A 24353-nucleotide genomic window follows, 5' to 3' on the forward strand; every position below is an offset into this window, starting at 1 on the left:
GTATAAGGTTAATAGCGCGACAGGGAACGTCATGTGGTCGTTTAATCTCAGCAATTTTTTGACAACTGCGGGCCTAGACATGGCAAACAGATTATATAGCGACCCCGCGGTATCGGGAAGCAGTGTCATAATGCTCATCGAAGGGACATTAGGAGGAAATACTAATGGGGTAAAAGGATATTTACTATTCAATGCTGCCAACGGAACATCGGTGCAGTTTAAAAGGCGTGATGGACTTTATGCCTTAGATAATTACCCAACCGCCGCAGTAGAACGCGACGGCAACATCGTCATGGGCCGGCGCCAGAACATCACCAAAATCACGCCCACTGGCGACACCATTTGGCGCACGGTGGCGCCCAACCGCTACGCCAACCGCAGCTGGGACGCGCGCACCATTGTAGAAGACGCGCAGGGCAGCCTGCTGCTGGCCGGCGACTCTGAGCTTCAGACCGGCGGGGCCGGCGGCAGCAGCAACCAGATTCACCTGGTGCGCTTCACCGGCGCCGGGCGCCTGGTGAGCGACACCATGCTGTTTCGGGCCGGCGACAATTACGCCCGCTCGGCGATGCTGGCGCCCAACGGGCGGGGCCTCGTGTTCAGCGGCTACACCACGGCCGGCCCCCGGGGCGGCTCCGACCTGCTGCTGGGGCTCTACGACGGCTTTCGGCCACTGGCCACCGCCCCGGGCGGGGCGGCGGTGGCCCCGCTGCAGGCCTACCCCAACCCCGTGAGCGGGCCCACCGCTCGGGCCACCGTGGCGCTGCCGGCGGCCACGGCGGGCGGGCGGCTGGTGCTCCACGACGGGCTGGGCCGCTACCTGGGCGCCCAGCCCGTGGCCCCTGGCGCTCGGCAGGCCGCCGTGGAGCTGGCCGGGCGCCCGCCCGGCCTCTACCTGCTGCGCTACGAGCAGGCCGACGGCCGCCGCTACCTCGTGCGCCTGCTGCGCGAGTGAGGCAGGTGCTGGTACTGGCTCCCGAACAGCAACGCCCCGCCGGCTTCGGCGGGGCGTTTTCGTTGCATTCGGAATGAGGCCGAGGGAAAGCAGGTGCCGGCCTGCTACTGCAGCCACGGCAGCCAGCCGCGGCCCTGCCAGTGCAGCCACCCCCACATCAGGGCATCGAACACCAGCAAAAAGCCACCCTGCAGCCACAGCGAGCGGCCAAAGCCGAGGAGGCGGGCCGAGTGGGCTTCGCCGAGCAGGGCCGCGCGGGCGCGCAGGTAGTAACCGGTCATCACGTAAGCCACGTCGAGCCCTGCGTTGAACAGGAACAAGTTTTCGTTGAAAAGCTGGGCCTGCACCACGTCGGCCAGGCGCAGGCCGGCCGGGGCGGTGGGCTGTAGGTGGTAGATGCCCCAGGCAGCCAGCAGGCCGTTCACCAGCGCCCAGCCCACGTTCATGCCGTGGAAGTAGTAGGCGGGCCGGCGCTTGTCGGCGCGCGACAGGTAATGGCCGCTCACCAGCAGGTTGAGCAGCACCCAAGCGGCCAGCACGGCCAGGCCCCGGCCCAGCAGGGCCTCGCGGGCCTGGTGCACGGCCGCCACATCGAGCGCAAGAAACATAGGCGGCTACAGCAAATGAGAAACCCAGGCCGGCGCCAAGGCCGCTAGTGCTTAAAGCCGAGGCCCAGGTACACCTGAAACACCTGGTTGCGGATGTTGTTGTCGGCCACGGTGGCGCCGGACTTGCTGTTGTACTGCAGCACGGTGCCGTCTTTGTAGATTTTGCCCAGGCTCCAGTCGAAGCGGGCGCCCAGCTTGGCAAAGCCCAGGCGGGCTTCGGCGCCGGCAATGGCGCCGTAGTCGAGGCTGTTGTAGCCGCGGTCGGAGAGGCTCACGGTGGCGTCGCCGTCGCGCACGTTGGTGAGCAGCGACACCTGCGGCCCCACGTGAATGCTGAGGGTTTCGGTGAGGTTGCCTACGAACAGGATGGGCAGCTCCAGGTAGTCGAGGCGGGTGTCGCGGGTGGCGGTGCCCAGGTAATCGGTGCGGTAGCCCTTGCGCGAGTACAGCAGCTCCACCATCAGCGAGGCGAAGTTGTTGAAGCCAAACTGCCCGTACACGCCGGCGTGGAAGTCCTTGAGGTTGTCGCGGTTGGTGAACAGGTCGGCGCCCGCGCCCTGGATGCTGGCCAGGTTGTAGCCGCCCTTGATGCCAAAGCCGGTGTTGCGCGACTCGGTGCCGTCGCTGGCGGCATAATCGGTGGAAGAGCCCACGCCGGGGCCCTGCTGGGCGCGCACGGCGGGCGCGGCCGCCAGGGCCAGCGCAAATACGAATACGGCTTTTTTCATGACAATAGAAAGTAAAATGGCCTCATAGCAAACGGCCGTTTGCGCCCAAAGTTGCCCGCGTGGCCTGCCGCATCAGCAAAAAAGGAGGCCCCTTCCGGAACCTCCTTTTTTTGCAAGCCAAACGCTAAGCAGCCGCAAGGCCTTATTGCGTGAAGCCAAAGCCCAGGTACACCTGGAACACGTTGTTGTACACCTTGGCGTCTTTAGCAATCTTGGTCAGGCCCAGGTTGTAGCGGGCGCCCAGGCGGGCCGGGCCGATGCGGTATTCCAATCCGCCCACGCCCGAGAGGTCGAAGCTCTTGAATCCGTTGTCGTTGATGTCGAGGTCTTTGTCGCCCGACACCACTTTGGTCAGCACCGAGGCCTGCGGGCCGATGTGGAAGCTGAAGGCGTCGGTGATGTTGCCCACGTAGAGCACTGGCACCGACAGGTAATCGAGGCGCAGGTTGTCGACGCCGTCGGTGAACTTGGTGCCCTGGCGCGAATACAGCGCTTCTACCTGAATGGAGGAGAAGTCGTTGAACCCAAACTGCCCGTAGAGGCCGGCGTGGAAGGTGTTGGAGCTACTGCGGCCCGAGCCGGCGTCGTCACCGTACACGTTGGCCAGGTTGTAGCCGCCCTTCACGCCAAAGCCGGTGTTGCCCGATTCGGTGGTGGCGCCGCCGGTGTAGTCTTTGGAAGAAAGCGCGCCGCCCGGCGCTGCCTGGGCAAAAGCAGCCGGAGACGAAGCCACGGCGAGCAGCAGAAACAGAAGAATCTTTTTCATGAGTGAAAGAAAGGGGTAAGGGAAAGCAAAAGCTCGGGAAGATGACTATTCCCGCTTGCCCCTATACTTTCCCGGGGCCAGAAAGTTGCCGCGGCTGCGCAGTACGGCCAAATAAAATGACCACCCGGTGCGCTTTGCCAGCCGTCGGGCCTTACCTTTGGGGCCGCGCAGCCGCTAGGCCGCGCGCATTCTGGGGTGTTAGCTCAGTTGGTTCAGAGCGCCACCCTGACACGGTGGAGGTCGATGGTTCGAGCCCATTACACCTCACGGGAAGCCCCTATGCAGCGCGCGTAGGGGCTTTTTCTATGGTTGGCCCCCGGTTTTGCCCCCGGTGCTGGGTTTTTCAAGCGCGTTGGATGGGGTTAGTTGGCGGTGATTCGCAGTTGGACGGGCAGGGCTTTGTGGGCGGCGCATGCACCAGCCCCACGCGGGGGCGCAGGTGGCCGCTTTGAGGGCAACGCACGTACTCGAACACGGCGGTGTAACTGCATTTAATATACCGGATTGGCCGTATCATAGCGGGGGCGCTGCTACTCAGCGTGGCCGTGCTGGCGTAGCGGTTGGTGCATAATGCCGGCGATGAGCTGCGCCAGCGCAACGCCGAACTCCAGCAGCGCAACGCCAACAGCATCTGGGGCAAGCATTGAGGTGCGGGCCGTACTTTCGCGGCCCTTATGGCAGCAGCAACCTACCTCTTCAAAGGCCTCGACGGCTACGCCGGCTTTCGCCACGGCCGGGAATACGAATTGGAGCTGGCTGCGATGGAGCCGAACGATGAGCGGCCCACAGCGGAAATCGTGGTAATTAACCCGGTGTCGCGGCTCTACGCCTACCACCGCAAGGAGGAGTTCAACCTGTTGTGGACCCGCAAATAGAATGGGCTACGGGCGGTTCGCGTTTGAGCTAGGCGCGCCCCGTGCAGTTGCAGCTGGGGCTCGGCTTCCATCAGGTGCAGTGGCACGGGTGGGTGCTGGTGCCCACGCCGGGCGTGCGGCGTCGAGAGGCCGTGTACTGGCTGGGCCCCGCTTTTTGGGACTGCTGCTGGGAGTCGGAACTGTTTGGGCTGGGCCAGCGCCCCGACCACCACAAGACGTAAAACGCTCCGACTACCCGGCCAGGGCGTTTCCGGTTTCAGCTTATCGCCGGGCCTGGCGGGCGCACACGGGGGAGGCAGAAGTCTAAGATGCGCAATTCTTTAACACAATTACCCCCCTCAGCAGGGCTGAAACGCGCCAATACGGTCGCGTTACGGGGATGCACACCACGTTGTCCCGCTTAAGTACCAGTCGCAATTAGCCCAACATTGTCCTTTTGGTGGGGCGAAAGGCAGGTAACCTTTGGGCCTCAACCTTACCCCTTACCAACGCATATGAAAAAGGTAACACTTCCCCTCCGCCGCTTGCTCGGTTTTGCAAGTCTATTGCTTGCCGCAAGCGCTTTGCTGCTTTTCTCGGCGCCAACTTCTACGGCCGGTAGCCCTGCGGCCACGTTTGAAAGCTGCAGGAACATATACACGCTCAACGGCTATTACGAAGTGTGCCGCGAAACGAGTGTGTATATTGACACGGATGACCAATGGATTAACGAGGCTCCGGAAAACAGCACGTGGACATGGCACCCAAATAGCCCGGGCGCCCCCAGCGACCCCATGCCGGGCGCCGGCGGCCCCTGCACCAATTGCACCCCGCCCGCTCCCTGCCCAACGTGCCCGTGCCCACTCAACGACCCTAATTGCCATGATACTCCCACTTTTGACTAATTGGGAGTTTTAATAAAAAAGCCAAAAGCCCAAGCGGATTCGCTTGGGCTTTTGTTTGTAGGAGTTCTTACTGTCAAAGCGCAGGGAGCACGGCATTTCTCTCCGTAACGGATAGGCTGCCGCAGTAGTGAAGGATTTGCGCCCCAGCTAACTGGTAGGGCCGGTATCCACCCAAGCTTCTACTACCTGTTGTACCGAACCTGGGACGGCCGAAAGAATGTCGTACCCTGTGGCGGCCTCGATGGCGTCCACGCTGGTGCGGTAGGTGCTCCACGGACAATACTGGCTCCTAAAACGCAGGTCGCAAGTCATTCCCCTGGGTCATGCAGAAGGCGGAATGCGAGGCATTTTTCACTGCGTTGGGCGACAGCACCAAAGCCAGCAACTACTTTGCCGAGTGCCAAAACGCAGTGGGTACCGCAACCAAGGGCTTTCGGCCCGCTCCTTCACGGGTCGGGTACCCTAGCTTGGCCACCAACGCCATACCACCAATACTTGTCCTGAAGTGGCTGCCCAGGGGCCATGTCGCGCGTTGCGGAACGGGCTCTGCGCAATTAATTATGGAGATGAGATGCAAGAACAGCGCACGTTGCTGGGCGCCCTTGCTACCTTGCTTTCATTATGCTTCAACCTCTCCGCGCGTTTACCTGGGGGCTGACCGGCCTACTCGGCTTCCTTTGCATTGTAGGATTGGGCTTACTGCCCGCGCAGGCCCAGGCGCCGCCCTACACGTGGGCCGCGGGCGTGGGAACAACCTCCCTCGGGCAAGTGGGCACGATAGACCGCCACGATTGCGACGTCACCACCATTGCCACCACCGCCGGCGGACAAACCTACGTGACCGGCAGCTTCAAACGGTCCGTGGAATTTGGCTCCACCACGCTGACCAGCGCCGGCGAGCAGGATATTTTTCTGGCTAAGCTCGATGCTTCCGGCCAGGCCCTTTGGGCCGTGCGCGCCGGCGACCGCGGCGACGATGCGGGCTTCACCGTGACCGTAGACGCGTTAGACAATGTGTACGTGGCCGGGTATTTCCGATATTCAGCCACTTTTGGCGCTTTTGCGCTCAACAGCGGCAGCGCCATTTTGGGCTTTTTGGCTAAATATGACTCCCAAGGCGTGTGCCAATGGGCCACAACCATTCCGCCGGCATTCAACATCACCGCTGTGGCAGTTGACGCCGCCGACAACCTGGTGCTCGCCGGCACCTTCTCAAATACCACGGTGCAGTTTGGCGCAATCACCCTGCAGGGCGTACCCTTGGTTGAAAACGCGTTTGTAGCCAAGCGGAGCGCGCAGGGAAATTGGCTCTGGGCCGTTCGCACCGGAAGCCGCAGCGGACGCGTGGCCCTAGATGCGTCGGGCAACGTGTATTGCACCGGTAATTTCGGCCTGACCAACAACTTTGGTCGTTTCACGCTGACGGCTAATGGCTTGCAGGATGGATTCATCGGCAAGCTGGACCCGGCTGGCAACTGGCTCTGGGTGCGTAGCGCCGGCGGGCCCGGCTATGACTACGCCGGCGGCGTTGGCGTCGACTATGCTGGCAATGTATTGGTTACCGGCGGGTTTGGGCAGCCGTCGGCCACCTTCGACTCCATTACGATACCGAATAGGGGCAACGGCAATTTTGACGGCTACGTGGCCAAGCTCGACCCAAATGGCAACTACTTATGGGCCAATGGGCTAGGTGGCACCGACAACGACGTGACCAGTGATTTGGTGGTAGATGACGACGGCAGTGCCTACGTGGTGGGGTCGTATCAGGACTATGGCATTGGGGCCACGTTTGGCAGCATCGTGATGCCCAATCTGGGCCGGCGGTTTGGCCAGTTTTTCGTGACCAAACTCAGCCCCACGGGCGCCTTCAACTGGGTGGCCACCACCAGCAGCGGCACCTACGACGAGTTTGGGCAGAGCGTGGCCCTGGACCACCGGGGCGGGGTCTACGCGGCCGGCTTTTATGCCGGGCCCAGCATCGGGTTTGGCCCCAACACGCAGGTGGGCAACCCCGGTGCTCATACCGGTTTTCTGGTCAAGATTGGCGACAGTCCCCTGGCGATAGTTGTCGGCTTGTCACCGCCTCAAGGCGCGGCGGGTACCCCCGTCGCAATTCGCGGGGCCCGCCTGGCCGGCACCACGGCGGTTTATTTCAACGGCGTGCCGGCCGCTTCCTTCACGGCTACCTCGCCCACTACGCTCACCGCCATAGCGCCACCCGGCGTCACCACCGGGCCCGTGAGTGTGCAAACAGCCGCCGGCGCGGGCCCGGCGGGCTTGGTTTTTCAGGTGGGCACCGCAACGAGCACCGCCGGCCCCAGAGCGACCAGGCAGGATTTTTGGCCTAACCCCGTGCCGGCAGGGGGCCGGTTGCAGCTGGGAGGGTACGGCAACGGCTCGGCTTCGGTGCCGGTCCAGGCAACGTTATATACCTTATTGGGCCAGGTCATGGCGGTGCGCCGCATTTCGCCAACCGGAGAAGTGGCGGTAGGAGAGGTGCCCAGTGGCAGCTACATCCTGGCCGTGAGTGCGCCTGAAGGCAGGGTATTTCGTTACCCGATTCAGGTTCAGTAAACAGCCGATGATGCGCCCGGCTGGGCTGTTGCGGCGGCTCAGGTCTTTTGAAGTGAGTTCCGGCAGCGAAGACACAAGCAGGCAACGCCCATCTGCACAAAAAAGCCCGTCCGGCAACCGGACGGGCTTTTTTGTGCAGATGGGCCGAGCGAATTACGCGCCCAGCTTCTTTTTCAGGTTAGTGTCCAGCGCTTCCAGGAACTCCTCGGTGTAGAGGTAGTCGCGGCCGTGCTCCACCTTGTTGCCGTGGATGCAGACGGCGAGGTCCTTGGTCATCTTGCCGCTTTCCACGGTTTCGATGCACACTTGCTCCAAGGCGTGGCAGAAATTCACCAGCTCCTGGTTGCCGTCGAGCTTGCCGCGGAACTCCAGGCCGCGCGTCCAGGCGAAGATGCTGGCAATGGGGTTGGTGCTGGTGGGCTTGCCCTTCTGGTGGTCGCGGTAGTGGCGCGTCACGGTGCCGTGGGCGGCTTCGGCCTCCATGGTGTTGCCGTCTGGCGTCACCAGCGTCGAGGTCATCAGGCCGAGCGAGCCGAAGCCCTGGGCCACGGTGTCGCTCTGCACGTCGCCGTCGTAGTTTTTGCAGGCCCACACGAAGTTGCCGTTCCACTTCAGCGCCGAGGCCACCATGTCGTCAATCAGGCGGTGCTCGTAGGTGATGCCGGCAGCCTGGAACTTGGCCAGGTAATCGGCTTCGTAAATCTCCTGGAAGATGTCCTTGAAGCGGCCGTCGTACTTCTTCAGGATGGTGTTTTTGGTGCTCAGGTACAGCGGCCAGCCCTTCATCAGGGCCTGGTTGAAGCAGGCGTGGGCAAAGCCGCGGATGCTTTCGTCGGTGTTGTACATGGCCAGGGCCACGCCGTCGCTCTTGAAATTGAACACTTCAAACGACTGCGCCTCGCCGCCGTCTTCGGGCTGGAAAGTGATGGTGAGCTTGCCCTTGCCTTTGGTCACGAAGTCCGTAGCGCGGTACTGGTCGCCGAAGGCGTGGCGGCCAATGCAAATCGGAGCCGTCCAGTTGGGCACCAGGCGGGGCACGTTCTGCATCACGATGGGCTCGCGGAACACCGTGCCGTCCAGGATGTTGCGGATGGTGCCGTTCGGCGACTTCCACATCTGCTTCAGGTTGAACTCCTTCACGCGCTCCTCGTCGGGGGTGATGGTGGCGCACTTGATGCCCACGCCGTACTGCTTGATGGCGTTGGCCGCGTCGATGGTCACCTGGTCGTTGGTTTCGTCGCGGTATTCAATGCCCAGGTCGTAGTACTTGATGTCGAGGTCGAGGTAGGGCGTAATCAGCTTGTCTTTGATAAACTTCCAGATGATGCGCGTCATTTCGTCGCCATCGAGCTCCACTACGGGGTTGGCTACTTTGATTTTGGTCATGAACTTGGGGAGGTTAAAAAGAAATAATGGGCGTGTAAGTCGAGGAAAGCCGCTGTTCCGGTGGGCCCGGTTTGGCAGCGGGGCCCAAAGGTAGCAGCGCCGGAAAGCTATTACCCCCTGTTGGCCCCGAAATCACACAATGGTTTGTGTAGCGCCAACCCGCGCGCCACGAGGGCAGTGGGAGTGGCCGGCAGCCCGCCCCCCGGCCATTGCGGCGCTTACTTTGTTGCCGCATGATGCTGCCCATTGCCTTCGCGCCCACCTACGCCCACCCGCTGCCCAGCGGCCACCGGTTTCCCATGCTCAAGTACGAGCTGCTGCCCGAGCAGCTGCTGCACGAAGGCACGGCCACCGAGGCCGACTTCTTCACGCCTCAGCCGCCGCCCGACGCCGACGTGCTGCGGGTGCACGACGCCGACTACTACCAGCGCCTGCGCCGGGGCCAACTCACGCGGCAGGAAGAGCGGGCTACCGGCTTTCCGTGGTCGGCGGCGCTGTTCGAACGCGAAGTCACCATCCTGGGCGGCACCATCGAGGGCGCCCGCCGGGCCCTGAAAACGGGCGTGGCGCTCAACATTGCGGGCGGCACTCACCACGCCTTCCGGGCGAGGGGCGAAGGGTTTTGCCTGCTCAACGACCAGGCCGCCGCTGCCGCCTGGCTGCTGGCCCACGAGCCCACGGTGCAGAAAATCCTCATCGTCGACCTCGACGTGCACCAGGGCAACGGCACGGCGGCCATCTTCCAGCACGAGCCCCGGGTATTCACGTTTTCGATGCACGGCGGCCGCAACTACCCCGCCCGCAAGGAAGCCTCCGACCTCGACCTGCCGCTGCCCGACGGCACCGACGACGCTACCTACCTCCGGCTATTGGCCAATACCCTCCCACGCCTGCTCGACGAGGTGCGGCCCGATTTCGTGTTCTACCTCGCCGGCGTCGATGTGCTGGCCACCGACAAGCTGGGCCATCTCGGCCTCAGCCGCGCGGGCTGCCGCCAGCGCGACGAACTGGTACTCGGCCTCTGCCACCGGCACCGGCTGCCCGTGGTGGTGTGCATGGGCGGCGGCTATTCCGAGCGCATCGCCGACATCGTGGAAGCCCACGCCAACACGTTCCGCGTCGCGGCCGGGTTGTGGGCATAAAGGCCTGGCTACTTCAATAGCACCACCTGCCAGCGAAAAGCCCAGCGCCAGCGCAGCTCATAGCGTGTGATGCCGGCCCGGGCCAGCAGCGCCTCCCAGTCCTCGCGCCGAAAGGCCCGCGCCACCGACAGCGGGGCATCGTGCCGCACCAAATAGGAACCGCCCAGCAGCCGCGTCAGCCACTTAATGCTGTGGTAGGCCAGCCAATGCCGGTGCAGGTCGTTGATGACTACAGCCACCTGCGCCTGCTCCTGCCACTGCCGCAACAGCGTCACCAGTTCATCGTCGGTGAAATGGTGGCAAAACAGGCTGCACGTCAGCACATCGAAATTCTGCGCCTGAAATTCGGGCGAGAAAATATCGAACTGGCGGAAGCTGATTTCGGGGTAATCCTGGCTTTTGGTGGCCGCGTAGTCCAGCATGAACTCGTTGGCGTCAATTCCGACCAATTCAACGTTGAGGCCCTTTTTGCGGGCCCAGCGGGCCACCTGCCGCAGGGTGTCGCCGCCGCCGCTGCCTAGGTCGGCCACGCGCAGCGGGCGGCCTGGCGGGAAGCGCGGCCACAGCCGGCTCAAGGCATTGAGCACCGGCTGGTAGCCGCCCAGCCAGGTGTTGATGGTTTCCAGCTCGTCGAGGTTCTGGCGCAGGGCCTCGCTGGCCAACGTCAGGTCATCCATCAACTCCGGGCCGGATGCGCGTTGTGCGAACATCTTCAGTGAGCAGTGAACAGTTATCAGTTAGCAGTGAACAGTTATCAGTTAGCAGTGAACAGTTTTGCTGCCCGGCCTATTTTTTCCTGTCGCAGTTGCGCCGCAACGCTTAGCGGCTCACTGTCTACTGCTAGCTGCTCACCGCCAACTGCTACCTGTTCACTGTTCACTGCCAGCTGCAACAGCATGGCCTCCATGGTCAGGCCTGGGCCGAAGGCGAAGCTGAGCACCGGTGCGCCGTGGTCGGCGGGCGTGGCGTGGGCCAGCACGTCGCGCAGCACATACAGCACCGTGGCCGACGACATATTGCCGTAGTCGCGCAGCACGCGGTAGGCGTGGCGGTTATCATCACGGGTCAGGCCCAGCTCGGTTTCAATGGTTTCGAGAATCTTGCGGCCGCCCGGGTGAATGGCGAAGTGCCGGATGTCGTCGAGTTGCACCGGCAGGCTGTTCAGCAGCCCGTCCGTCAGATTCCGGATGCCGCGCTGAATGAGCTTGGGCACGTAGCTGCTTAGCGTCATCTCAAACCCGAAGTCGTTGATGTGCCAGGCCATGTCGTCGTGCCCGTCGGGCTCCAGGCCGCAGTGGAAGGCTTGCAGCGCCAGGCTGGGCGCCAAGTTGGGCAGCGGCTCGGCTTGCACCAGGCAGGCGGCGGCGCCATCGCCAAACAGGGCGTTGCTCACGAGGTGGTCTTCCTCCGGGCTTTTCTGAAAGTGCAGCGTGCACAGCTCCACGCTCACGATGAGTACGCGGGCCGCGGCATCGGCCAGGCAAAAGGCGTCGGCCAGCTTCACGGCGTTCACGGCCGCGTAGCAGCCCATGAAGTTCACGCAGGTGCGGCGCACGTCGGGCCGCAGGCTCAGCGCCTGCACCAGCTCAATGTCGAGCCCCGGCGCATACATGCCCGTGCAGCTCACCGTGATGAGGTGCGTGATGCTGTTCGCTTCCACGTCCGGCACTTGGCGCAAAGAGTTGCGCACGGCTTCCACGGCCAGGGGCAGGGCTTCGCGGCGGTAGGCCGCCATGCGCTGGCCCACGCTCGGGAAGGGCTCCAGGTCGGGCGTGTTGGGAAAGAAGGTGTATTCGCCGTTGGGCCGGCCGTAGTCGGGCAGCACCGAGTAGCGGTGCTCGATGCCCGACACTCGGTACAGCGCCCGCAGCTTGCGCGTGTCGGCGTCGCCAAATCCCAGCGCCTGCGCCATAAATTCCGCAATCTGCGGCTGAGCAATGCGATGAACGGGGTTGGCCGTGCCAATGGCACCTAAATAACTCGGCATGCGGGAAAGGAATTACGGACGAAAGAGCAGGGGTAACGCCGGCGCCCGGACCCTTGCCCCGGCATCGACTCGCCTATTTACGGGATAACAACCGGTTTTGCGCCGGACCGGGCCAAAATCGAGCTAATAACTTTTTGGCGTAGGCCCGCGGGGGCTAAAATTCCCGGCCGTGGGTGCGCCGCATCAGGGCCTGCACCGCGCCCGGCCAGTGGCGCAGCCCGCCCACCACCAGCTCGCTCAGCACCGGCCCGCCAAACAGCCGCTGCACCGCCCGCCCCACCCGCAGCCGCGCGCCAAACTGGGCCTGCCAGGCCCGGGAGTAGGCCGCCTCCATGGCCGGGCGGGTGGTGGTGTGGGCAAGGAAATCGTGCGCCGCCGCCGCCGCCAGCGCCGCGCCGTGCAGCGCCATGGCCATGCCGTTGCCGCACAGCGGCGTAATCAGGCCGGCCGCGTCGCCCACCATCAGGATGTGCTGCTCCACTGGCTGCTTGGGCGCAAATGAAATCTCGTTGATGACTTCCGGCTGCGGATACAGCACTTCGGCCGTGTCCAGAATCTCGCGCAGGCGCGGGTTGCGGGCCAGCACCGCGGCTTCCATGGCCGGAATGGTGCCGTGGCGCCGCAGGTTCTCGCGGGTGGTGAGGTAGCAGAAGCACAGCTTGTCCTCTTCAATGGCCGAGATGCCGGCGTAGCCGTCGGCAAAATTGTGCAGCGCTATCACGTCGCGCGCAAAGCCCGGCAGGCGCAGGTGGTATTTCACCCCCAGGTAGGGCGAGCGCTGCGCAAAAAAGCCGCGCTGCAGCTGCCGGTCGAGGTTGGCGCGCTTGCCGTAGGTGCCCAGCACCACGCGGGCCGTGAGCTGGCGGCCGTCGGCCAGGGCCACGCGGTGCTGGTTGGTGGCGGCGTCGTAAGCCACGTCGGTCACCGTGCTTTTCAGGTGAAAAACGACGCCCTGTGCCTGCGCGGTTTGGTAGAGAAAGTCGTCGAGTCGGTAGCGGCTCACCCCAAAGCCGCCCAGGTCGAGCGGCGCCGTGAGCGTGCGCCCGCCCGGCGACGACAGCTCAAACCGCCTGATGGCCGCCGGCCCCAACGCGGCCGGGTCGGCCCCGAGGCGTCGCAGGTAGGGGAGGACTTCGTTGCTCACGTATTCGCCGCACACCTTGTGAAAGGGATACTGCTTGCGCTCCACCACCGTCACCTGGTGGCCCCGCGCCGCCAGGTCGAGGGCCGCGGCCAGGCCGGCTAACCCACCGCCAATCAAGAGAATATCCACCTAATTGGTCGGTAAAATGAGAACAATGGGAGCGAAATTGCCGTACTTCATCGAGGTTTTCGTATATACGGCTGGCCCTAAAGATTTGGCCGCCGTATCTTTGTCAACTAAAATCACCCTTTTTCGTTATCCTGCTTAGCCTTCCGCGCTTCCTTTCCCACCTTAAGTATACTATGATGCAACGCTACTTTCTATCCCTGCTGCTGTGCCTGTGCTTCGGCTTGGCGCCGATGCTGCGCCTGCCCGCCGCCTCGGCTGCTGCGCTGAGCCGCCCCGGCCAGCAAGGCGCCAAACCCGGCAACGACGAAAAAACCCTGGTGGTGTACCCCAACCCCAGCACCGGCATCGTGCACCTCACCATCAACAACCTGCAAGGCAAAAAAGTCGAGCTGAGCGTGCTCAACGTCATCGGCTCGGTGATGTACCGCGAAACCCTCACGGAACTAAACGACCGGTACACCAAAATGCTCGACCTCAGCAAATTTGCCAACGGCCTCTACTACGTGCGCCTCGAGTCCGACAACACCAGCCAGATGTGCAAGCTCGTGATTCGCTAGTTTGGTCGTAGCACTACAAATAAAAAAAGCAGCCTTCGGGCTGCTTTTTTTGTGTCTGGCAACAAGGAGGTTATTTCACCCGCACCGGTTCCGGGGCGAGCATCTCCTTCACGTTGTTGACGGTGCTATAGGCCATAATGGCCGTGAGTACCAACAGGCCGAGCATGAAGATAAACATAAGACTAAGGTGAATTCGGGTGGAAAAAAGGCGGCCCGGTCAGGAAGCCGCCGCTGGGTATTCAACCCCAAAACGCGGAGGCGGGTTTCAACAACATTTCGGCATTTTACGCCTAGGCCTGCTCCGGAAACTCGGCCCGTAGCGCGGCCATCACTTCTTCCGTCACGGCGCGCACTTGGGCTACCTTCTGTGCCGCTAGCGCGGGCGCGGGCGCCGTTTCGCCGTAGGCCTCAATCTCGCGGATGACGTGGCGCAGGCTTTCCACGCCCAAGCCGTCGAGGGAGCTTTTGAGGTGGTGGGCGGCGTCGCCCACGGCTTCCCAGTCGGGCTTGGTCAGGGCCTCGTCGAGGGCGGTGAGAATGGCCGGCGTGGTCTCGATGAAGGCCCAGGCCAGGCGGCGCACAATGGCTTCGTCGTGGCGCACCAGCTGGCGCACATTGCTCAGGTCGTAGAGGGGGGCTGCAGAAGGCATGGAATCTGAGAGTTGATGAGGTGAGGCGGATTCGGGGGCGGGGCGGTGCCGGGCCAGCACCTCCTGCATGATTTCGAGCAACTGCTCTTCGCGATAGGGCTTGGCCAGGTAGCCGGCAAAGCCCGAGGCTTTGAGGCGTTCGGCCTCGCCGGCCTGGGCGCGGGCCGTGAGGGCGATGATGGGCGTGGCGGCCCGGGCGGCGTCGGGGTGGGCGCGCAGGGCGCGGGCCGCGGTTTCGCCGTCCATGCCCGGCATCTGGATGTCCATGAGCACGAGGTCGAAGGGCCGGTGTTCAAACAGCTGGATGGCGGCCGGGCCGCTGGCGGCGGTGGTTACCTGCCAGCCCCAGTTGCGCAGCACGGTTTCGGCCAGCAGGCTGTTCACCATGTTGTCTTCCACCAGCAGAATGCGGCCGGCCGCGGTTTCGGTGGCGGCCGGCGCGGCGGGGGCCGGTTCCGGCTCGGGGGCAGCCACCGGCACCGGCTGCAACGGCAGCGTGAAGGAGAAGGTGCTGCCCTGGCCCAACTCGCTGCACACGCGCAGGACACCGCCCATGAGGCCCACCAGCCCTTCCGAAATGCTGAGGCCCAGGCCCGAGCCGCCGTATTCGCGGTCGGTGCTGGCCGTGGCCTGCGTGAAGGGCTCAAACACTCTGTCGAGGGTTTCGGGTGGTATGCCCACGCCCGTGTCGCGCACCGTGAACTGCAGCCACACGGTGCCGGCGGGTGCAGCGGACTGGGCGGGGCCGGGCACCCTGCGGCAGCGCAGCTGCACCTGTCCCGTCTCGGTGAATTTAATGGCGTTGCTGACCAGGTTGAGCAGCACCTGGCGCAGCCGGTGGGCATCGCCCAGCACCTGGGGCAGTTGCGCGGGCTTGTCAATGCGCATGCGCAGGCCCTTTTCGCGCGCTCGGGGCCGCAGCAGGGCCGCGCAGCCTATTAGTAATTCGCTGGGGCTGAACGGAGTGAGTTCGGCGCGCAGCTTGCCGGCGCCGAGGCGGGCGGTGGTCAGCACGTCGTTCAGCACGTTCAGCAGGTGCTCGGCCGACTCGGCCAGCAGGCGCAGGTAGTCGTGCTGGCTGCGGCTGAGCGTGGTCTTCGCCAGCACCCCGGTCAGGCCCAGAATGCCGTGCAGCGGCGTCCGAATCTCGTGGCTCATATTGGCCAGGAAGTCCTGCTTGGCTTGGGCGTCTACCTGGGCTTCGCCAATGGCCTGCTCCAGCGCCTGCTGCGTGCGCTTCAGCTCGCTGATGTTGCTGTCCACGCCCAGCACCTGGGCCGTGCCGTCGGCGCGCTCAAACAGGCGCTTCACGCTGCTGAACCACGACACCGTGCCGTCCGGGTAGGTGTACGACTCCTCAATGGTCAGGTCTTCGCCGGTGGCCAGCACTTGGCGGTCCTGCTCTTGATAGCGGGCCAGCTCGGCGGCGGTCACCGCTGGGGCATTGGCCGGGCCAAACCGCACCAGTTCATCCGGCGTCAGCCCGTAGAGCTCGGCCAGCGCGCGGTTGGCCAGCAGGTAGTTGCCGTAGCCGTCTTTGAGGTAGATGGGGTGGGGCAGGGCGTCAATCACCTGCCGGAACAGACGGTGCTGCTCGGCCAGCCGCTCGCTGGCCGAGCGGCGATGGGCGTCGGTGGCGCGCCGGTCGGTGATGTCTTCGGCCACGCCAATGATGCTCGTAACGGCGCCGTCGGCCCCGCGGGCAAACGGCGTGTGGCTGCTGCGCAGCCAGCGCAGGGAGCCGTTGCGGTGGCGAACCGAATATTCCAGCGTCAGCACTTCGCCGTCGGGCAGGCGGGCCACGGCGGCCCAGTGCTCGCGCAGGCGCTGCTGGGCTTCGTGGGGCAGCAGGCCCGGCAGCAGGGTGCCGTCGGGAAATGCCAGCAGTTCTTCGCTGGTGTAGCCCAGCACCAGCTCGATGCGACGGTTGCAATACGTGTTGCGCTCCAGGCGCAGGTCGTAGATGTAAATCAGGTTGGGGACCAGGTCCACCACCTGGCGCAGCAGGTGGCGGTTGTGGCGCAGCTCTTCCACCGTCGCGCGGTGGCGGCTCACGTCTTCGGCGCTGCCCATCAGCTCGCGCACCTGCCCGTCGGGCGTCCAGGCGCTGGCGCGCACCCGGATGCGGAGCCAGCGCCAGCCGCCGTCGCGGTGGCGCACGCGGCAGTCCCAGGTCAGGTCGCGGTCCTGGGCGAGCAGCACGTTCAGGTTGCTGCTTTGCGCGTGGGCCAGCGAGCTGGGGTGCAGCAGATTGGGCCCCAGTAGGGAACCCTGGCTCAGCAGGTCGTGAGCCGTGAAGCCCAGCACGGTTTCGCAGTGGCGGTTGCAGTGGAGCAGCCGGAGGTGCTGCACGTCGTAGCTAAACAGGATGAGCGGCACCTTGTCGGCCAGCCCGTTGCCGAAGAGCGGCGCCTCGGGCCCCGGCAGGGGCCGGGGCGGGGTTTCCGAATGGGCTTCCCGCGCCGCTGCGCGCCGGACGGCCGGCACCGGGGGGCGGCGGGCCAGGCGGGGAGAACGGGAGCGGCGCATCATCGGGATAGCAGAAGGAGACGGGGGCAGAACGGAAAGGCAATGTACGGCACGGGCGGCGCGCCCGCGGCCTAGCCCACGCGCAGCTCCTGTTGCTGAATCATGCGGTAAATGGTTGACTTGCCGATGTGCAGGCGCGCCGCCACCGCCAGCACGTCGCCGTCCATCTCGTCGAGGCAGCTTTGCACAATGGCCGTGGTCTGTTCGCGCAGCGAGAGCTGGCTGCCCGGCCCGATGGTGGTGGCCCGGCCCGCGCGCAGGGGCAGGTCGTCGCCGTCAATCAGCTCGCCGTCGGCCAGCACCGCGGCCAGTTCCACCACGGCCTTGAGCTCGCGCACGTTGCCGGGAAAGGGGTGGGCGCGCAGCCGGTCACGAGCCTCGTCGCTGAGCTGGCGCGGCGGCAGGTTGTTCACCTGGCAGAAGTCGCGCACAAAGGACTCGGCCAGCAGCAGCACGTCGGTGCCGCGCTGGCGCAGGGGCGGTAGCGCAATGGGCAGTCCCAGCAGGCGGTAGTACAGGTCTTCGCGGAAGCGGCCGGCTTGCACTTCGGCCAGCAGGTCGCGGTGGGTGGCCACAATCAGGCGCACGTCGAAGGCCACGGTCTGGTTGCCGCCCACCCGCGTCACCTCGCGCTCCTGCAGCACGCGCAGCAGCTTGGCCTGCAGGCTGGGCTCTAGGTCGGCAATCTCGTCCAGAAACAGGGTGCCGCCGTTGGCTTCTTCCAGCCGGCCCACGCGGCGCGCCACGGCCCCCGTGAAGGCCCCTTTCTCGTGGCCGAACAGCTCGCTTTCCACCAGCTCGCGCGGTATGGCGGCCATGTTGACGGCCACAAACGGCTGGGTGGCCCGGCTCGACTGGAAATGAATAGCCTTGGCCACCAGTTCCTTGCCGGTGCCGGTTTCGCCGCTCACGCTTACCGTGATGGTGGTGCGGGCAGCCTTGGTAATCAGCGTGTGCACGTGCTGCATGGTGGGGTGCTCGCCCAGCAGCGGCTGGCCGGCGCCGTAGCGCGCCCCTATCTGCCGGCGCAACTGGTTGTTTTCGCGGCGCAGGCGGGCTTGTTGCTCCACCTTGCCCACGATGTTCCAGAGGCGGTCGAGGGTGTTTTCGTCCTTCACCAGGTAGTCGTAGGCGCCCTGGCGCAGCATGCTCACGGCGGTGCCCACGTCTTCCTGCCCCGAGATGACGAGGACTTCCACGCCGGGCAACCGCTCTTTTATCTGGCGCAGCACCTGCTCGCCTTTGGCGTCGGGCAGGGAGTAGTCGAGGGTGATGAAATCGGGCTGTTCTCCTAGCTGCTCGAGGCAGGCCTTGGCCGTGGCAAAACGATGCACGGTGTGGTTGGGGTTCTGGCCCAGGCGGTGCACCAGCAACTCGCCGTACCACTCGTTGTCTTCCACCACGAAAATCTTAAACGGTAGAGTAGGCATCATAGAGGAAAGAAGGTTCGAAATGAAGCAGGGCTCAGCTGCTATCTGGCTAAAACCTCAGCCAGAGCAGGTATTTACGCGCGTGGGCAGCATTGGAAAAGTTATATTGCAAAAATAAGCTAAAATCAACACGCTTGTTAAAATAACTGACAAAATGAGGCATATACGAGGTGAAATGCGCTTCGGATTGCGCGCAAATTTTCTTATTATTCTAGTTTTAGGAACAAAATCCCAAAATGAGACAAATAAAAAATACGGCAAAAAAACTATGTAGTTGATTCTTAGGCGAGCAGTGGAGCTACGGCTTGATGGCCGCGGAATTGCATGAATTGGTACGGCAGGGTGCCAAACTTTTAAATATTTTTTACGACTATCATGCAAATCGCTACTCCCACTGCTGCTTCATTGGTCCGGCTGCGGACCTGGTTGCTGGCCGCCCTGGTCTTTTCGCTGGGCACGGGCGCCGCGCTGGCCTCCACGGTGCCGGCTTATTCCACTACCAACATCTATTCTAACTACACCACTTACCAAAGGACCATTCTGGGCGTGGAAAGCGGGGTGCAGTACCCCGAACGGGCGGCCGATGCGGACCTGACCAATTTCGCCGTGCTCAACACTTTTCTCAGCGTGGCCTCGACGGCCAGCATCCGGCTGGGGCTGAGCGGGGCGGGCGGCTCGGCCGGCGACCGCGCCGGAGTGCTGGTGAGCAACGCCACTACGTTCTCCAACCCGCTCAACCTGAGCTTGGTGAACGTGATGGTCCTTTCTACCTATAACGGCGCGCAGTGGCAGGAATCGTGGCCGGTGTCGGCCGAAGTGGCCCACGACCTGCTGCTGGGCAGCACGCGGCCCACGCAGTTGGAGTTTGTGGCCAAGGCGCCCTTTACGCACGTGCAGCTCGACGTGGGCGGCCTCACCACGCTGTCGTTTAAGCTCAACATTCACTACGCCTACGCCGTGCCATCGCTGGTGCAGCCGCAGGCCAAAGGCGCCTTGTCGCAGTTCACCGCCAGTGGCGCGGACCTGTCGCAGTACTACGGCGCGGGCACTTCGAATGCGGGCGTGCTGAGCGCCTGCGTCGGGGCCGGCGTGAGCAACCCCGAGCGGGCCGTCGACAACGACCTGACCAACTACGCCACCTTCAACAGCCTGGCCACCGTGTCGTGCCCGGCCGCGCTGTCGGTGAAGCTGGCCAGCAACCTCGACGCCCCGGGCGGCTACTACGCCGGCTTTGTGATTGGCAACGACGACTTGCTGGATTTGAGCATTTTGTCGGGCTTGCGCCTGAGCACCTACCGCGACGGCATGCCCACCGGCGAAACCGCCACCGGCGCCGAGCTGCTGGAGCTGCACGCGCTGCCCGATGGCAAGTACCAGGTGAGCTTCCGCACCAAGCTGCCTTTTGACGAGGTGAAGATTGAGCGCATTGGCCTAGTGTCGGTGCTCGACGACCTGAAGCTGTATTACGGCTTTGGCGTGGAGCCCCGCGCCTTTGAGGGCAGCACGCATGTGCAGTCGGACTTTCCGGTGGGCCAGACGTCTGGCAAGTACACGACCAGCACCACCGGCATTTGCGTGCTCGGGCCCTGCGGCGTGACAAACCCCCAGGGGGCGGCCGACAACGACCCCAACACGGTGGCTACCCTGAACATCCCCACCGGCCTGCTCACCAGCGCCGAACTGAAGCTGGTGCTGAACGGCACCGGCGCCGCCGGCAACCGCGCCGGCATGGTGGTGGGGAACGGCACCGGCCTGCTCGACGCTACGCTGCTCGACCAGCTGACCCTGACCACCTACGACGCCGATGGCAGGTTGCTCGAAAGCGCTTCGGGCAGCTCCTTGCTCGCGCTGACCCTGCTGCCCGACGGCCGGCAGGAAATCTCCTTCCTCACCACCCGCCCCTTCGCGTCGGTGCAAATCACCGCTACGGCTGGCGCTTCGCTGCTCACCAACTTTCCCATTCACTACGCCTTCGCCGACGACAAAACCGGCGGCATCCCGTCCATCATCACCCCGCTGCCCGTGCAGCTGACGTCCTTCGGCGCCAAGTGGGCCAACAACGGCGCCGACGTGATGTGGACCACCGCATCGGAGAAAAACAGCAGCCATTTTGTGGTGGAGCGCTCCACCGGCGTCGACGTGCCGTTTGCGGCCGTGGGCCAGGTGGCCGCCGCCGGCAGCAGCACCCGCAGCCTGAGCTACCAGCTGCGCGACGCTGAAGCTGGCGCGCTGGGCGTGACCACGGTGTATTACCGCCTGCGCCAGGTAGACCATGGCGGCAGCAGCACGCTGTCGTCCATCGTGGCCGTGGCCGTGGGCAAGTCGGCCGCTACGGCCCCGCAGCTCGAAGTATACCCCAACCCCGCCACCGATGCCCGCGCCGTGCTGGTGCACTGCCCCAACCTGCCCGCCACGGGCGGCGTGGTGCAGGCCTACTCGCAGTTGGGCCAGCTGGCGGGCCAGGTGGCCGTGCCCAACGCCGCCACCAACGTGGCCATGCCGGCCCTCGCCCCCGGCCTGTACCATGTGGTGCTGCGCGGCGCCGCCGGTCAGACGCTGGCCACCCAGCGCCTGGTGGTCGGGGCTCGCTAACCACACCTATTCTTTCTGCAATAAAAAAGAAGCCCTGCCGATAGTATCGGCAGGGCTTTTGCGTCGAAGGGGAAATGCCGTCGGCGTTGCTATTGGGCGGCGCTGCGAAGCAGGCGGATGGCCGGGCCGCCCGTGGCGGGGCGGGCCAGGTAGAGGCCGGCGGGTAGCCCAGCGGCGGGCTGCCAGCGCACCGAGCCGTCGGGCTGGCTGCGCACGGTGGCCACGGCGCGGCCCAGCTGGTCGCAAATGGTGAGGGTCTGGGCGCCGGGCGTGCTCAGCTGAAAGTGCACTTCCTGGGTGAAAGGAGTGGGGTAGGCGGCGATATGTGAGACCGCGCCGGCGCGGCTGGCCAGCGGCCCGCTGGCCGACACCCGGAAGGTGAGCAGTTGCGTTTCGCTGCCTTTAATGGGGCAGGCGTCGTCTTCAACCGTCACGCCCACGCGGTAGAGGCCGGGCGTAGTATTCAGCGGCGGCGTGAAGGTGAGGCGGGCCTGGCCGTTGCCGAGGTTTTGCAGCGTGGTGCCGGGCATGGCGTTGTAGTCCAGGGTGAAGGCGAGGGCCTGGCCGGCATTGCGGTCGGTGGCCGTGACCAGCACCGAAACCGGCTCGCCCGTGATGGCCGGAATGACCTGGCCCAGCGTCTGCGTGGTGGTGCGGGTGCCAGTTTGCACCGTGAGCAGCGGGCTCACCACGGGCAGCAGGTTGGTGCCGCAATCATACACCATGAAGTACAACTCGCGGCGCGTGGTGCCGATGAGCACGTAGCTGCCGTTGAGGCGCCGGTACTCGCTGATTTTAACGGCTGCGGCGTATTTGTTGACCCCGGTGGCCGGGAGCGCCGTGCCGTTGTAGATACTGGGTTGCAGGCTGATGGTGCCCGTGCGCGCATCGAAGCGGAAGCGAGGGTTAACGCCCGATTTGGCCGGGCAGGTACCCACCGTGTCCATGTCCACCGCAATAGGCAGCGTAGCGCTGTAATTGCTAATGGACATGGGCTGGTACACGCACAAGGGGTTGCTGCTGAGCACGGTGGGAGTGGACGCCGGGTACGGATTAAACGTGATGGGCGTGTTGCAGGCTTCCAGGGGCGTTTCGAGCGAGTACACCAGCGAGTCGCCGTCGGGGTCGAAGGCGTTGTTGCTGAGGGTGGAAAGGCGGTGCACCGGCACAAAGAAGGCCGGCTGCACGCTGCTCACCGGCGAACTGTTGGCAATGGCCAAGCCCGTGGTGCCGGGCACAGGCAGCAGGTTGCTCAGCGTGGCCTCGAAGTAGAGGTCGCCGGGATTGGCAATGTTAGCGGTGGAGGGGCGGGCGTTCTGGGCGGTGCTCAACACCCAGCGCGCGGCCGGCGGCAGGGTCACGGTAGCGGTGTACGTGAAGGCTTCAGTGTTGGTGATGGTGCTGTTGCACACGCCGTTGAGGGTGGCGCAATACTGCCGGGCCGCCACCCCGGGCCCCACCTGCACAAACGGCGCCGTGACGTTGGCCGTCGTGTTGCACCCGCCGGAGCGGCATTCCAGCGTGAAGGGCGACAGCAAAATGCCGGAACAGTCGCGGTAGATGTGCAGCGTGACGAGGTAGCGGTTGTTGCCGAGGGCCGCGTAGGTGAGGTCGCCGCCTTGCATGTGGCTGGCCGCGGCCGGCTTGGCCCAAAGCAGGCCAATGAGGGCGAACGCCCAGGATAAACGTAGCATTTTTTTCATGTGAAAAGGGAAAATGGAAAAGGTGAAAAGACAGGTAGCACGAGGAAACCGCCAGCCAAGCCACAACTGGCTGGCACAGCGGCGTTAGAATGTTGCAATAATAGAAGAATTATATGCTCAAACATCATTCCAAAAAATCCTGATTGTCAATGCCAAAATCTTGTGGATGCGGCCCCTCGGATAATGATAACCAAGACGTAACATTGCGACGGTGCCCCCGCAATGCCGGGGTCGGAATTTTGCGGACACCGTTCATCATCTCACCCCCACCATCTTTTTTTATGAAGCAAACCCTTTTACGCATGGGCAGCGTGGCGCTGCTCGCGGCCCTGGCGGTTTCGTGTTCGCGCGAGGCGCAGGTGGCCCCGGCCGCCGGTCCTACCGCGGCCGTGGTAAACCAGGACGCCACCCGCGACAACAACCTGGCCATGGGCAACCCCAGCGGGGCCGTGACCGATGCCACCAACTCCCCCAATAACTACCTGATGACCAAGACCCAGTACAGCCTGTCGTATAGCCGCGACAAGGGCAAGCCGAACTGGGTGAGCTGGCACCTGAGCAGCGCCTGGCTGGGCAGCACACCCCGTCAGGACAACTTCTCGTCCGACGCCACACTGCCCAGCACCTGGTTTCACGCCACTAGCAGCAGCTACACCGGCTCGGGCTTCGACCGCGGCCACAACTGCCCCTCGGCCGACCGCACCGGCTCGGTGGCCGACAACTCGGCCACCTTCCTCATGACCAACATGATGCCCCAGGCCGCCAACAACAACCAGCAAACCTGGGCCAACCTCGAAAACTACGAGCGCACCCTCGTGGGCCAAGGCTACGAGCTCTACGTCATCTGCGGCAGCTACGGCAGCGGCGGCACCGGTGTGAACGGCTACGCCACCACCATTGCCAGCGGCAAAATCACCGTGCCGGCCCGCTGCTGGAAAGTTGTGGTGGTGTTGCCCGAAGGCAGCTCCGACGCCAGCCGCGTCACCACCAGCACGCGCATCATCGCCATCGACACGCCCAACACCACCAGCATCAGCTCCAGCTGGGGCAGCTACCGCACCACGGTGGATGCCATTGAGCAGGCCACGGGCTACAACATCCTTTCGGCCGTGAACAGCACGGTGCAGGCCACCATTGAAGCGAAGGTCGACACCGGCCCCACGAGCTGATAGCGCGCCCAGCTGCCGGATACGGCTTCCGTTTTACCAACTCATAAAGAGGCGGTCCGGCAACAGAAAAGGCCATGAAATACAAGGTATTTCATGGCCTTTTCTGTTGCCGGACGGGAAGGAGTGGTATGAACTACTCCGCACGCGAAAGCTAAAGGTACGGCGGCTTGTGGCTGCAAAGCAATGCGTTACGCAGTGACAAGTTTTTTTTGGCCCGAAATAAATAGCCCGAAATACCCGCTGATTAGCCAGTTAGGGCGAAAACACCACCCGAAAAATTCCGCACAATTTAAAGTTAACATTACCGGAGGTTGGCCGGGTGTAATGCTTTCTTAATTTTGCGTCGTGCTTCACCCCAAACACCCGTTGATGAAGCGCGGGACCTTGCTCAGCAGCAGCCCGCGAGAAGACCGGAAGGTCTGTGCCGCCATCGGTTTCTGCGATTTTTCTGCTGGTATTGCCGCTGTTTTTCTGGGTTATTGCCCCGCTGCCGTTTCGGATTCCGAAACGGTTTTTTTATGCGCGTCTGGTTCGGATAGATAATT

Annotated in this window: 18 protein-coding genes and 1 tRNA gene; 9 read left to right on the forward strand and 10 right to left on the reverse strand. The window is 63.8% G+C overall.

From position 1 onward, the window contains the following. Positions 1 to 292: 292 nt before the first annotated feature. On the forward strand, positions 293 to 955 hold the full coding sequence (locus MUN81_RS05595; RefSeq protein WP_245115763.1) for a hypothetical protein: 663 nt from the start codon (positions 293 to 295) through the stop codon (positions 953 to 955). Between the two features lie 104 nt (positions 956 to 1059). On the opposite strand, the gene MUN81_RS05600 is transcribed toward MUN81_RS05595, so the two are convergent. The 3 genes from MUN81_RS05600 to MUN81_RS05610 all read right to left on the reverse strand — a co-directional run bounded on the left by MUN81_RS05600 (position 1060) and on the right by MUN81_RS05610 (position 3057). Then, a complete protein-coding gene (locus tag MUN81_RS05600) occupies positions 1060 to 1563 on the reverse strand; it encodes a hypothetical protein (RefSeq protein ID WP_245115765.1) in 504 nt (167 codons plus the stop codon). 44 nt (positions 1564 to 1607) lie between these two features. Next, complete coding sequence (locus MUN81_RS05605) at positions 1608 to 2291, reverse strand: porin family protein (RefSeq protein WP_245115766.1); 684 nt, start codon at positions 2289 to 2291, stop codon at positions 1608 to 1610. A gap of 142 nt (positions 2292 to 2433) precedes the next feature. Beyond that, a complete protein-coding gene (locus MUN81_RS05610) occupies positions 2434 to 3057 on the reverse strand; it encodes a porin family protein (protein ID WP_245115768.1) in 624 nt (207 codons plus the stop codon). Positions 3058 to 3249: 192 nt separating this feature from the next. On the opposite strand from MUN81_RS05610, the gene MUN81_RS05615 reads away from it, so the two are divergent. The 4 genes from MUN81_RS05615 (at position 3250) to MUN81_RS05630 (ending at position 7390) form a co-directional block, all read left to right on the forward strand. After that, positions 3250 to 3324 (forward strand) — tRNA-Val (locus MUN81_RS05615). A gap of 407 nt (positions 3325 to 3731) precedes the next feature. Next, on the forward strand, positions 3732 to 3932 hold the full coding sequence (locus MUN81_RS05620) for a hypothetical protein (protein ID WP_245115770.1): 201 nt from the start codon (positions 3732 to 3734) through the stop codon (positions 3930 to 3932). 41 nt (positions 3933 to 3973) lie between these two features. After that, positions 3974 to 4153 carry a hypothetical protein gene (locus MUN81_RS05625; RefSeq protein WP_245115771.1) on the forward strand — a complete coding sequence of 60 codons (180 nt, stop codon included), beginning with the start codon at positions 3974 to 3976 and terminating at the stop codon, positions 4151 to 4153. A gap of 1284 nt (positions 4154 to 5437) precedes the next feature. Further along, positions 5438 to 7390 (forward strand): IPT/TIG domain-containing protein, encoded by a 1953-nt coding sequence (locus tag MUN81_RS05630; RefSeq protein ID WP_245115772.1) that lies wholly within the window; start codon positions 5438 to 5440, stop codon positions 7388 to 7390. A 153-nt stretch (positions 7391 to 7543) separates the two neighbouring features. On the opposite strand, the gene MUN81_RS05635 is transcribed toward MUN81_RS05630, so the two are convergent. Further along, complete coding sequence (locus MUN81_RS05635) at positions 7544 to 8776, reverse strand: NADP-dependent isocitrate dehydrogenase (protein ID WP_245115773.1); 1233 nt, start codon at positions 8774 to 8776, stop codon at positions 7544 to 7546. Positions 8777 to 9012: 236 nt separating this feature from the next. Here MUN81_RS05635 and MUN81_RS05640 point away from each other — a divergent pair, with 236 nt between their 5' ends. After that, a complete protein-coding gene (locus tag MUN81_RS05640; protein ID WP_245117364.1) occupies positions 9013 to 9918 on the forward strand; it encodes a histone deacetylase in 906 nt (301 codons plus the stop codon). Positions 9919 to 9926: 8 nt separating this feature from the next. Here the strand turns inward: MUN81_RS05640 and MUN81_RS05645 are convergent, their stop codons facing one another. The 3 genes from MUN81_RS05645 to MUN81_RS05655 all read right to left on the reverse strand — a co-directional run bounded on the left by MUN81_RS05645 (position 9927) and on the right by MUN81_RS05655 (position 13178). Further along, the gene (locus MUN81_RS05645) at positions 9927 to 10628 is read right to left on the reverse strand and encodes a methyltransferase domain-containing protein (RefSeq protein WP_245115775.1); all 702 of its coding nucleotides are present in this window, start codon (positions 10626 to 10628) and stop codon (positions 9927 to 9929) included. A 44-nt stretch (positions 10629 to 10672) separates the two neighbouring features. Next, positions 10673 to 11905, reverse strand: coding sequence for a type III polyketide synthase (locus tag MUN81_RS05650; protein ID WP_245115776.1), 1233 nt, complete (start codon positions 11903 to 11905; stop codon positions 10673 to 10675). A gap of 154 nt (positions 11906 to 12059) precedes the next feature. After that, a complete protein-coding gene (locus MUN81_RS05655; protein WP_245115777.1) occupies positions 12060 to 13178 on the reverse strand; it encodes an FAD-dependent oxidoreductase in 1119 nt (372 codons plus the stop codon). Between the two features lie 173 nt (positions 13179 to 13351). On the opposite strand from MUN81_RS05655, the gene MUN81_RS05660 reads away from it, so the two are divergent. Beyond that, the gene (locus MUN81_RS05660) at positions 13352 to 13735 is read left to right on the forward strand and encodes a T9SS type A sorting domain-containing protein (protein ID WP_245115780.1); all 384 of its coding nucleotides are present in this window, start codon (positions 13352 to 13354) and stop codon (positions 13733 to 13735) included. A gap of 290 nt (positions 13736 to 14025) precedes the next feature. On the opposite strand, the gene MUN81_RS05665 is transcribed toward MUN81_RS05660, so the two are convergent. Both MUN81_RS05665 and MUN81_RS05670 read right to left on the reverse strand, forming a co-directional pair. Next, positions 14026 to 16917 carry a PAS domain-containing protein gene (locus tag MUN81_RS05665; protein ID WP_245115781.1) on the reverse strand — a complete coding sequence of 964 codons (2892 nt, stop codon included), beginning with the start codon at positions 16915 to 16917 and terminating at the stop codon, positions 14026 to 14028. A gap of 68 nt (positions 16918 to 16985) precedes the next feature. Then, the gene (locus tag MUN81_RS05670) at positions 16986 to 18347 is read right to left on the reverse strand and encodes a sigma-54 dependent transcriptional regulator (RefSeq protein ID WP_348533166.1); all 1362 of its coding nucleotides are present in this window, start codon (positions 18345 to 18347) and stop codon (positions 16986 to 16988) included. 372 nt (positions 18348 to 18719) lie between these two features. Here MUN81_RS05670 and MUN81_RS05675 point away from each other — a divergent pair, with 372 nt between their 5' ends. Then, the gene (locus MUN81_RS05675; protein WP_245115782.1) at positions 18720 to 20936 is read left to right on the forward strand and encodes a T9SS type A sorting domain-containing protein; all 2217 of its coding nucleotides are present in this window, start codon (positions 18720 to 18722) and stop codon (positions 20934 to 20936) included. An 89-nt stretch (positions 20937 to 21025) separates the two neighbouring features. On the opposite strand, the gene MUN81_RS05680 is transcribed toward MUN81_RS05675, so the two are convergent. Beyond that, positions 21026 to 22630, reverse strand: coding sequence for a hypothetical protein (locus MUN81_RS05680; RefSeq protein WP_245115784.1), 1605 nt, complete (start codon positions 22628 to 22630; stop codon positions 21026 to 21028). Between the two features lie 290 nt (positions 22631 to 22920). Between MUN81_RS05680 and MUN81_RS05685 the strand changes: the two genes are divergently transcribed. Next, a complete protein-coding gene (locus tag MUN81_RS05685; protein WP_245115785.1) occupies positions 22921 to 23808 on the forward strand; it encodes a DNA/RNA non-specific endonuclease in 888 nt (295 codons plus the stop codon). Positions 23809 to 24353 lie beyond the last annotated feature (545 nt).

The sequence above is a fragment of the Hymenobacter sp. 5317J-9 genome, from assembly GCF_022921075.1.
GTDB lineage: Bacteria > Bacteroidota > Bacteroidia > Cytophagales > Hymenobacteraceae > Hymenobacter.

Bases quoted from the DNA above. Each gene is read 5' to 3' on its own strand.
- MUN81_RS05595 (WP_245115763.1), top strand. From the start codon at position 293: ATGGGCCGGCGCCAGAACATCACCAAAATCACGCCCACTGGCGACACC.
- MUN81_RS05600 (WP_245115765.1), bottom strand. From the start codon at position 1,563: ATGTTTCTTGCGCTCGATGTGGCGGCCGTGCACCAGGCCCGCGAGGCC.
- MUN81_RS05605 (WP_245115766.1), bottom strand. From the start codon at position 2,291: ATGAAAAAAGCCGTATTCGTATTTGCGCTGGCCCTGGCGGCCGCGCCC.
- MUN81_RS05610 (WP_245115768.1), bottom strand. From the start codon at position 3,057: ATGAAAAAGATTCTTCTGTTTCTGCTGCTCGCCGTGGCTTCGTCTCCG.
- MUN81_RS05620 (WP_245115770.1), top strand. From the start codon at position 3,732: ATGGCAGCAGCAACCTACCTCTTCAAAGGCCTCGACGGCTACGCCGGC.
- MUN81_RS05630 (WP_245115772.1), top strand. From the start codon at position 5,438: ATGCTTCAACCTCTCCGCGCGTTTACCTGGGGGCTGACCGGCCTACTC.
- MUN81_RS05635 (WP_245115773.1), bottom strand. From the start codon at position 8,776: ATGACCAAAATCAAAGTAGCCAACCCCGTAGTGGAGCTCGATGGCGAC.
- MUN81_RS05640 (WP_245117364.1), top strand. From the start codon at position 9,013: ATGCTGCCCATTGCCTTCGCGCCCACCTACGCCCACCCGCTGCCCAGC.
- MUN81_RS05645 (WP_245115775.1), bottom strand. From the start codon at position 10,628: ATGTTCGCACAACGCGCATCCGGCCCGGAGTTGATGGATGACCTGACG.
- MUN81_RS05650 (WP_245115776.1), bottom strand. From the start codon at position 11,905: ATGCCGAGTTATTTAGGTGCCATTGGCACGGCCAACCCCGTTCATCGC.
- MUN81_RS05660 (WP_245115780.1), top strand. From the start codon at position 13,352: ATGATGCAACGCTACTTTCTATCCCTGCTGCTGTGCCTGTGCTTCGGC.
- MUN81_RS05665 (WP_245115781.1), bottom strand. From the start codon at position 16,917: ATGATGCGCCGCTCCCGTTCTCCCCGCCTGGCCCGCCGCCCCCCGGTG.
- MUN81_RS05670 (WP_348533166.1), bottom strand. From the start codon at position 18,347: ATGATGCCTACTCTACCGTTTAAGATTTTCGTGGTGGAAGACAACGAG.
- MUN81_RS05675 (WP_245115782.1), top strand. From the start codon at position 18,720: ATGCAAATCGCTACTCCCACTGCTGCTTCATTGGTCCGGCTGCGGACC.
- MUN81_RS05680 (WP_245115784.1), bottom strand. From the start codon at position 22,630: ATGCTACGTTTATCCTGGGCGTTCGCCCTCATTGGCCTGCTTTGGGCC.
- MUN81_RS05685 (WP_245115785.1), top strand. From the start codon at position 22,921: ATGAAGCAAACCCTTTTACGCATGGGCAGCGTGGCGCTGCTCGCGGCC.